Annotated in this window: 9 protein-coding genes; 1 reads left to right on the top strand and 8 read right to left on the bottom strand. The window is 59.8% G+C overall.

What is annotated here, in order from left to right; all coding sequences use genetic code 11:
- Positions 1-300: 300 nt before the first annotated feature.
- From E3O56_RS16140 to copC, 8 genes are all read right to left on the bottom strand, one after another.
- Positions 301-1581, bottom strand: a complete 1281-nt coding sequence (locus tag E3O56_RS16140) for a TRAP transporter large permease (protein WP_078821744.1) — start codon at positions 1579-1581, stop codon at positions 301-303.
- A gap of 1 nt (position 1582) precedes the next feature.
- Entirely contained in the window at positions 1583-2110 is a 528-nt protein-coding gene (locus E3O56_RS16135; protein WP_005789330.1) for a TRAP transporter small permease, read from the bottom strand.
- A gap of 63 nt (positions 2111-2173) precedes the next feature.
- Positions 2174-3136, bottom strand: coding sequence for a TRAP transporter substrate-binding protein (locus tag E3O56_RS16130; RefSeq protein ID WP_248128551.1), 963 nt, complete (start codon positions 3134-3136; stop codon positions 2174-2176).
- A 51-nt stretch (positions 3137-3187) separates the two neighbouring features.
- Entirely contained in the window at positions 3188-4063 is an 876-nt protein-coding gene (locus E3O56_RS16125) for an SMP-30/gluconolactonase/LRE family protein (RefSeq protein WP_032880494.1), read from the bottom strand.
- 30 nt (positions 4064-4093) lie between these two features.
- Positions 4094-4912, bottom strand: a complete 819-nt coding sequence (locus E3O56_RS16120) for an NAD(P)-dependent oxidoreductase (RefSeq protein WP_032880497.1) — start codon at positions 4910-4912, stop codon at positions 4094-4096.
- Positions 4913-5082: 170 nt separating this feature from the next.
- Entirely contained in the window at positions 5083-6345 is a 1263-nt protein-coding gene (locus E3O56_RS16115) for an OprD family porin (RefSeq protein WP_248128550.1), read from the bottom strand.
- A 261-nt stretch (positions 6346-6606) separates the two neighbouring features.
- Positions 6607-7464, bottom strand: a complete 858-nt coding sequence (gene copD, locus E3O56_RS16110; RefSeq protein ID WP_248128549.1) for a copper homeostasis membrane protein CopD — start codon at positions 7462-7464, stop codon at positions 6607-6609.
- 3 nt (positions 7465-7467) lie between these two features.
- Positions 7468-7833, bottom strand: coding sequence for a copper homeostasis periplasmic binding protein CopC (copC, locus tag E3O56_RS16105; RefSeq protein ID WP_103735470.1), 366 nt, complete (start codon positions 7831-7833; stop codon positions 7468-7470).
- A gap of 117 nt (positions 7834-7950) precedes the next feature.
- Here copC and E3O56_RS16100 point away from each other — a divergent pair, with 117 nt between their 5' ends.
- Positions 7951-8571 carry a TetR/AcrR family transcriptional regulator gene (locus E3O56_RS16100; protein ID WP_005789320.1) on the top strand — a complete coding sequence of 207 codons (621 nt, stop codon included), beginning with the start codon at positions 7951-7953 and terminating at the stop codon, positions 8569-8571.
- The last annotated feature ends 30 nt before the right edge of the window (positions 8572-8601 follow it).

Here is an 8601-nt window from a genome sequence, read left to right as displayed (position 1 = left end):
TGGCTCGCCGAAAAGTGTCCACCATGTCCCCGCACACCCGTCAACCATGTGTCCGGTCCGTACAGGGCTCTTTTCCAAAAGTGACCCGCTGTAAAAGCGGAACCAATAGCGGCCGTTACCCAAACACCGGATATGTACTCGGTCTGACCCACCACCCTGGTCGGCCCGGAGGCCGCCATCGGGAGCAAGCCCCCTCCCACATTTGACCAAGGTGTGTCACGTAGGCGCCTGTCGATTGTGAGGCCGTCAGGTGAGCAACCCCCCTCTCACATTTGCTCACCTGTGTTCTGACGATTGGGTTTACAGCACCACGCTCGGCAACCACAACGACAGTGCCGGAATGTAGGTCACGGCCATCAGCACCAGAAACAGCACCGCATAAAACGGCAGCAGCGCCTTCACGGTTTTCTCGATGCTTACCTTGCCCACCGCCGCGCCGACGAACAACACCGCGCCCACCGGAGGCGTGATCAAGCCGATGCCGAGGTTGACCAGCATGATCATGCCAAAGTGCACCGGGTCGACGCCGATACCGAGGATCACCGGCAACAGGATCGGCGTAAGGATCAGGATCAGCGGTGCCATGTCCATCACCGTGCCGAGCAACAGCAGCATGACGTTGATGCACATCAGAATCACGTAGCGGTTGTCCGACAGGGTCAGGAACAGCGTAGTGATCTTCGCCGGGATCTGCATCAGGGTCATGATGTAGCCGAAGCTGGCGGCGAAGGCGATGAGGATCATCACGATGGAAATGGTGCGTACCGTGCGATGCATCAGCTTGGGCAGCTCGCGCCATTTGTAGTCGCGGTAGATGAACATGGTCACGAAAAACGCCCACAGCACCGCGATGGCCGCCGACTCGGTGGCGGTGAAGATGCCCGACAAGATGCCGCCGAGAATGATCACCATGGCCATCAGGCCCCAGAGTGCATCAGCGGCGATCTTCAAGGCCTGCTTCAAGGGGATGACTTCGCCCTTGGGGTAGTTGCGCTTTTTCGCGAAGATCAGGCACAGCACCATCAGGCACGCGCTCATTAAAAGGCCCGGCACCACGCCGGCCATGAACAGCGAGGCGATTGATACCGTGCCGCCGGCGGCCAGGGAGTAGAGCACCGAGTTGTGGCTGGGCGGGGTCAGCAGCGCTTGTACCGAGCCACTCACGGTCACCGCCGTGGCGAACTCCCGTGGGTAGCCACGGCGTTCCATCTCCGGGATCAGCACCGAACCGACCGACGCGGTATCGGCCACCGACGAGCCTGAGATCGCACCGAAAAACGTCGACGCCATGATGTTGACCAGCGACAGCCCGCCGCGCACAAAGCCCACCAGCACCCCGGCAAACGCCACCAGCCGCCGCGACATGCCGCCCTCGGCCATGATCGCTCCGGCCAATACGAAGAATGGAATCGCCATCAGTGAAAACTTGTTCACCCCGCCCGCCACCTGGATCATCAGGGCCTGGAACGGAATGTCGATCCACCACGCGCCGATCAGCGCCGACAAGCCCAGGGCGTAGGCCACCGGCATACCGATCAGGATCAAGGCGATAAAGCTGCCCAGCAGAATCAATGCGTCCATATCAGGCAGCCCCTTCGCTTTCTTCAACCAGATCGAAACGCACTACGCGCCGGTGGCTCTGGTCGCCCAGCAGGAGTTTTTCCAGCACGAATATCAAGGTCAGCAAGCCGCCAATCGGGATCGGCATATAGGTGATACCCACACGCAGGGTCGGGATGGCGCTCATGAACTGGTTCCAGGTGGACAGGCACAGCTTGGCGCCCCAAATGGTCATGAACAGGCAGATGGTCGCCATCAACAGTTGCGAGACGATGCCGACAACGCGGCGCTGAGCATCAGGCAGGCGATCAGTGATCATCGCCACCGACATATGCGCCCCGGCGCGGTAGCTGGCAGCCGCGCCGATAAAGGTGAACACCAGCATCAGCAGGATCGCAGAGGGTTCCGGCCAACTGGAGCCGGTGCCGAGAATATAGCGGGCGAAGATGCCCCAGGGAATGATCAGCGCGACCCCCAGGACCGAGAGGCCGGCGACCCAGATGCAGGTCATGTAGATACGGTCGTTGATGCGCAGCAGTAGATTCTTCATGGCGTTCACCGTGACCGGGCGCGTCGATACCGACCGCGCCGGGCCTTGTCAGGGAGGAGGGCGTTACTGAACGGCGTCGATACGCTTGATGATGTCGGCGTAAGGCGCACCGTACTTCGCGCGAACCTGCGCGGTGGCGTCATAGAAGGGCTTTTTGTCGACGGTGATGAACTCGACCCCGGCCTTTTTGAGTTTCTCTTCACTGCTGGCCGACTTGGCATCCCACAACACACGCTCGTCAGCCTGGGCGGCCTTGGCGGCTTCCTTGACCATGTCCTGCTGTGCGGCGGTGAGCTTGTTCCAGGTGATTTTCGACATCACGATGGGCTCGGGCAGGATCAGGTGTTCGGTGAGGGTGTAGTACTTGGCGTTCTGGAAGTGGTTGTGTTCCAGAAGCGTCGGCGGGTTGTTTTCTGCGCCGTCGATCACCCCGGTCTGCAAGGCGCTGAAGATCTCGCCGGTGTCCATGGCGATACCGTTGGCGCCCATTGCATTGAAGGCTTCGATGAAAATCGGGTTGCCTTGCACGCGAATCTTCATGCCCTTGAGGTCTTCGATCTTGCGCACTGGTTTCTTGGTGTAGAGGTTGCGCGTGCCGCCGTCCATCCAGGCGAGGGCGACCAGGCCGAACTCGGAATCGGTGATCTTGGCGAGGATCTCATCGCCGATTTCGCCGTCAATCACTTTGCGCATATGCGCCTGGTCGCGGAACACGAACGGCAGGTTGAACACATTCACGTCCGGCACCACCGGGCCGACGATGCCAAGGCTGACGCGGGTCATTTGCACGGCGCCGACCTGGGCCTGTTCGACGACTTCCTTCTCGGAGCCGAGCACACCGCCCGGGAAGTACTTGAAGGTCAATTCGCCCTTGCTTTGCTGGGTCAGGGCCTTGCCCATGTTTTCTTCGGCGACCACGGTGGGGTAGCCAGCGGGGTGGATATCGGCAAACTTGATTTCCAGCGCGTGGGCGGCGCTGCTGAGGGCCAGGAGTGTGGCAGCGAGCAAGGTGCGTTTGAAGTCCATGGGCGGTGATTCCTGTCTTGTTATTGTTGTATTCAAGGCACAGCGATGCAGCTAGAGGATGAACTGGGGTTCGGGCAATCCCTTGACGCCGGGGTTGAGGGCAAACACGCCGCCGGACAGCGAACTGTCACGCTGATCGTCACGAATGGAGGTGACGTACAGGGTGTCCAGGCGGCTGCCGCCGAAGGCGCACATGGTGGGTTTTTTTACCGGTACGGTGAGGGACTGGTCGAGGCGACCGTCGGGGGTGAAACGGTGGACCAGGCCGGCATCGTTGGCGCAGATCCAGTAGCAGCCATCCGCGTCGACAGCTGCACCATCGGGCCTGCCGAGAAAGTCATGCATGTCCACAAACACCCGGCGGTTGGACGGCGCACCGGTGTCGATGTCGTAGTCGAATGCCCAGATCTGCTGCACTAGCGGGTGTGAATCAGAGGCATACATTGTGCGGCCATCGGGGCTGAAGGCCAGACCGTTGAGGGTGATGAAACCATCGAGCTGCGCATGGGGCGCCGTGCCAGACGCATAGCGATAAAGGGTGCCCTCAGCGGCGTTCAACCCCATGTTCAGCACCATGCTGCCGGCCCAGAAGCGGCCTTGGCGATCACAGCGGCCGTCGTTCAAGCGCATGTCCGGGCGCGGATGTTCGACACCGGCCAAGAGCGTAGTGTCGAGGCTGCCGTCGTTGTGCGGGGTCAGTTCAAAGAAGCCGGTTTCCATGCCTGCCACCCAGTTGCCCGCTTGGGTACGGGCGATGCAGGCTAGCATCTGCGGGGCCTTCCAGGCACGCAGGTGCCCGGCAGAGGCGTCCCAACGGTGCAAGCCACCGTTGGGGATGTCCACCCAATAGAGGGCGTTTTCTTCAGGCACCCATATCGGGCATTCCCCCACGGCGTTGCGGGCATCGACAATCAATTCTGCAGTCATGGCCACTCATTCCTTTGGGTTGCTGTGCACTCAGTCACCGAACGGGCCTGCCGCGCAGAACGCGCCGCCCTGATAAATCCTTGCCGGGTCATCATCTGCGACCGGCGGCTGGGCCTCGACCTGGGCGCGGAACACTTCGGAGCTGTCCTTGGGCGCAAAGCCCAGGTGTGCGGCGTAGCGGTTGTCCCACCAGGTGTCGAGGTTGGCCGACATGCCGTAGACCACGGTATGGCCGACATCGGGCGTGTACAGCGCGCGTTCGAGTAGTTGGGTCAGGTCGTCGAAGCTCAACCACGTGTGCATCATCCGGCGGTTCTGCGGCTGCGGGAACGAGGAGCCGATGCGGATGCTCACCGTCTGGATGCCATAACGGTCAAAGTAGAAACTGGCCATGTCTTCGCCGTAGGACTTGGACAGGCCGTAGTAGCTGTCCGGGCGGCGTGGGGAGTGGGCGTCGAGTTGTTCACCCTGTTTATAGAAACCGATCACATGGTTGGAGCTGGCGAAGATCACACGCTTTACGCCATGGCGACGTGCGGCCTCGTAGATATGGAAGATGCCGCTGATATTGGCGCCGAGCACTTCTTCGAACGAGCGCTCTACCGATACGCCACCAAAATGCAGGATGGCGTCGACGCCTTCTACCAATTGGTGCACGGCTTGCTTGTCGGACAGGTCGCAGGTTTGCACTTCTTCGCGGGCATCGATGGCGGGAGCCATGTCGGCGATATCCGACAGGCGCAGGACCTTGGCGTAAGGGCGCATACGTTCGCGCAAAACTTTACCGAGGCCACCGGCGGCGCCGGTGAGCAGCAGGCGGTTAAACGGAGCAGGGGTTGTGGTGGTCATGGGCGTTCCAGATTTTTGTTGTAGGTTGTCGTATGACTATATGGAAATAGTGTTAGGGATTCTTGGTGTTGTCAACGTCCTTCCAGGCGCATGAGATCAAAGGTGGGAGCTGGCAAGCCAGCTTCCACATGGATGTGTGGCACCTTTGAGATCGAGTTCGACCCTGGAACTTACAACAACGAAATCGGATAGCTGATGAAAATCCGGTTCTCATCAAACTCGTTATTGCTGAAGTCGCGCCGCATTGTCGAATTGCGCCACTTCACATTGAGGTTTTTCAGTGCACCACTTTGCACCGTATACGCCAGTTCCGACTCACGTCCCCATTCCTTGCCATCGGTGATCGCTGCGGTGTGCACGTTACTGCCGCTGATATAGCGGTTCATCAGGGTCAGCCCTGGCACGCCGAGTACGACAAAGTTGAAGTCATGGCGCACCTGCCAGGATTTTTCCCTGGCATTGTCATAGCTGGAGTTGTAGCTGTCGTTGGCCAGCGTGCCGCCGCTGGTGCCGTTGATACGCATCCATACACTGTCGCCGGTGAGTTTTTGCAGGCCGACGTAGAAGGTGTGGCCGTTGTATTTGGCCGAGAGCAGGGCGAACACGGTCTTGTTGTCGAGGTCGCCGGCCAAGGCGCTGCCGTCTTCCTTGCCGTTGAAGAAGCCAAGGTTGGCGCCCAGGGTCCAGTCGCCCACCGGCTGGCTGTGGGTGAGGTTCAGATACTGTTGCTGGTAGATATCAGTGAGTTCGGCGTACCACAGGCCGACCTGGGTGCGCTTGTCGTTGAAGGTATATTCGCCCCCGCCGAAGTTGAAGCGGTCCGAGGTGAACGCAGCTTTGCCGTTCATGAACATGTCTTCCATGCTCGCGTCGTTGCGTGGGCTGTTGCCGCGAAACTGGCCGCCGTAGAGGGTCAGACCGGCGATCTCATTGGACGTGACCTGGCCGCCGCGAAAGGTCTGGGGCAGAGAGCGGCCATCATCGGAACGCAGGATCGGCAGCACTGGCATCCACTCGCCAAGTTTGAGCTCGGTCTTGGACAGCCTGGTTTTCAGCGCGACCCCAAGGCGTCCGAAATTGTCGGCAGGGCGGCCATCGTCATGCACCGGCAGCAGTTGAGTACCGGCAGTGCCTTTGCCGCCATCGAGCTTTTGCGAATACAGGCCCAATACATCAATCCCGAACCCGACAGTGCCTTGGGTAAAGCCGGATTTGGCGTCGAGAATGAAGTTTTGCGTCCACTCTTCGGCCTTGCCCTGAGGGTTGCCGGGGTTGGTGAAGTTGCGGTTGAAGTAGCCGTTGCGCAGGTTGAGCGTGGCCTTGGCGTCGTCGATAAAACCTTCGGCTTGAACGCACAGGGGCAGGGTGACGGCCAGGCTAGCGAGGCTGATAAGGCCCAGGCGTGCAGAGCAATTGCGGGCGAATTGACTCACAGTGAGGCTCCCTTTCTTTTGTTGTTTTTATTATTTGTTATACGTCGTCGTACAACATTGAGCGGGATATTTGCGGGGTTTTCGGGGTGTGTCAAGCAGAAGTTATACGATGACTGTGTATGACCTGATCTAAAGCGGGCAGGGTCAATGTGGGAGGGGGCTTGCTCCCGATAGCAGTGTGTCAGTCACAGATGATCTGACTGATACACCGCTATCGGGAGCAAGCCCCCTCCCACATTTGATTGAGTTAAACCTGGTTTTTTATACCGCTAAAACCATCGGAGGCAGGGTGCCAAGGAGTGAAACGGCGGCTACTGCGCAGACCCCCAGCAGCCATTCCATCATCACGCTGGCTTTCAAACTGCCCAAGCGCTGTTCGCAGCGTTCGATACGCAACCGGTTCAGCAGCGCCAACCCCAACATCCCCGCCACCAACCCCACCTTGATCAGCAGGATCAAGGCAAACCCATTGAACAGTGGCGTGGGCCACAGTTGCCCGGTGAGCACGCGCACATTGATCAAACCGGTTACCAGCAAGCCGGCGACGAGGCCGTAACCCACGCCGCTGAAGCGCCGCAAAATCGGCTCCAGCCGGTGCTCTTGCGCGTGCCTGAGGATCAGCACCAGCACCAGCAACCCACCCAGCCAGGCCCCCACGCAGAGCAGATGCACCACTTGGTTGAGGATCAGCAATTGCCCACTCAGCCCGTCGAGCATGGCGCCATGGCCCACCGGCGCGAGGGTCGCCAGCAGCAGGGTGATCAATGGCAAACGCAAGGCTGGCCAGGGTTTGATCAGCACGATCACCAGCAGAACATTCAGCAGCAGATGCCAGGACCATACCTGACCGAAAAAGGTCTTGCCCAGCACCAATTGCACGGTGGCCGGTTGCAGCGCCGCGTCCCAACTGCCGGCCATGCTGGCGGTGATCAGCAGTAGCCACGCCACGCCGGAGCCAAGCCCCAGCCAGGCCAGGCCACGGGTGATGCATAGCAGTTGCCGGTCCAGAGCCGGTTGTACCTGGGCGCCGAGCAGCCAGGGTCGGAGCACGCAAGCCCCGAACATCAGCAGCACGACCATAAAATGCAGGAAACGGCATAGCACCAGCAGGGTTGCCATGGGTTACTGGCCGACCTTGAAGCTGTATGTACCGCTGCTCTTGTGGGTGTCGACCGACACTGCATTCCACACCACTTTGTAATTGCCGCTCGCGAGCGGGGCGGCAGGGGTCACGACCAGGACTTTCTTGTCCGCGTCCGGGGTTTCCAGGCCCTTGATGGCGATTTCAGTGCCGTCCTTGCTCAGGGACACCTTGGTGAAGGTGGCTTCGACGCCTTCGGTGAAGGTCAGGCGCAGGTCTTTCGGTGCGGCGACGTTGCTGTTGGCCGCAGGTTCTGCGCTCTTGAGGTGGGCATGGGCAAATGCCGCCGAGGCGCCCAGCAGGGAGGTGAGCAGGGCGAGGGTGGTCAGGGCTTTCTTGATCAACATTGTTCAATACCAATCAATGGGTAGGGAGCGGGCAGTGTACGAAGTTTCGGCTTGGCCTGTCGCCCCGATCTAGAGCTGGTGGTAGTCTTTAATTCGTGTTGTTGTCAGGGAGCCCTTATGGGCAATCACAAGATCGGAATCCGTCGGGTCAACGTCGAGAAAATCCTGCTGGCGGCGGAAAAAGTCTTCGCTGAAAAAGGCTACGGCAGCACCGCAATGGCCGACATCGCCGAAGAGGTGCAACTGCCGCGTTCCAACCTGCATTATTACTTCACCACCAAGAGCGAGCTGTACAGCGCGGTGCTGTTCGACCTGCTGGAGCTGTGGAAGCAGGATGCCCTGAGCTTCGAAACCTTCGATGATCCGCGGGTGGTGCTCAGCAGCTACATCCGCGCCAAGATGCAGCGCTCGCGTACGCGGCCGTATGGCTCCAAGGTCTGGGCCAATGAAATCATCCACGGCGCGCCCACGCTCGGTGAGGCCCTGGATGAAAGCCTGTACGACTGGGCCAAGATGAAGGAAGCGAAGATTCGCCAGTGGGTGCAAGACAAACGCATCCTGCCGGTGGAACCGTCGAGTCTGCTCTACATGATCTGGGCCTCGACCCAGCACTATGCCGACTTTGATCACCAGGTGAAGATTTTGAATGATCACCAGCCGTTGTCGGATATGCAGTTCGAAAAGGCGATTCAGACGGTGACCAGTGTGATCTTGCGGGGGATCGGATTGGAGCCTTGAGCCTTGTGGTGAGGCTGAGGGCCCCATCGC

This window comes from Pseudomonas sp. W2Aug9, from assembly GCF_023127755.1.
Taxonomy (GTDB): Bacteria; Pseudomonadota; Gammaproteobacteria; order Pseudomonadales; family Pseudomonadaceae; genus Aquipseudomonas; species Aquipseudomonas synxantha_A.
The sequence above is the reverse complement of the archived record's forward strand: the minus strand, read 5'-3'. Positions and strand labels throughout refer to the sequence as shown.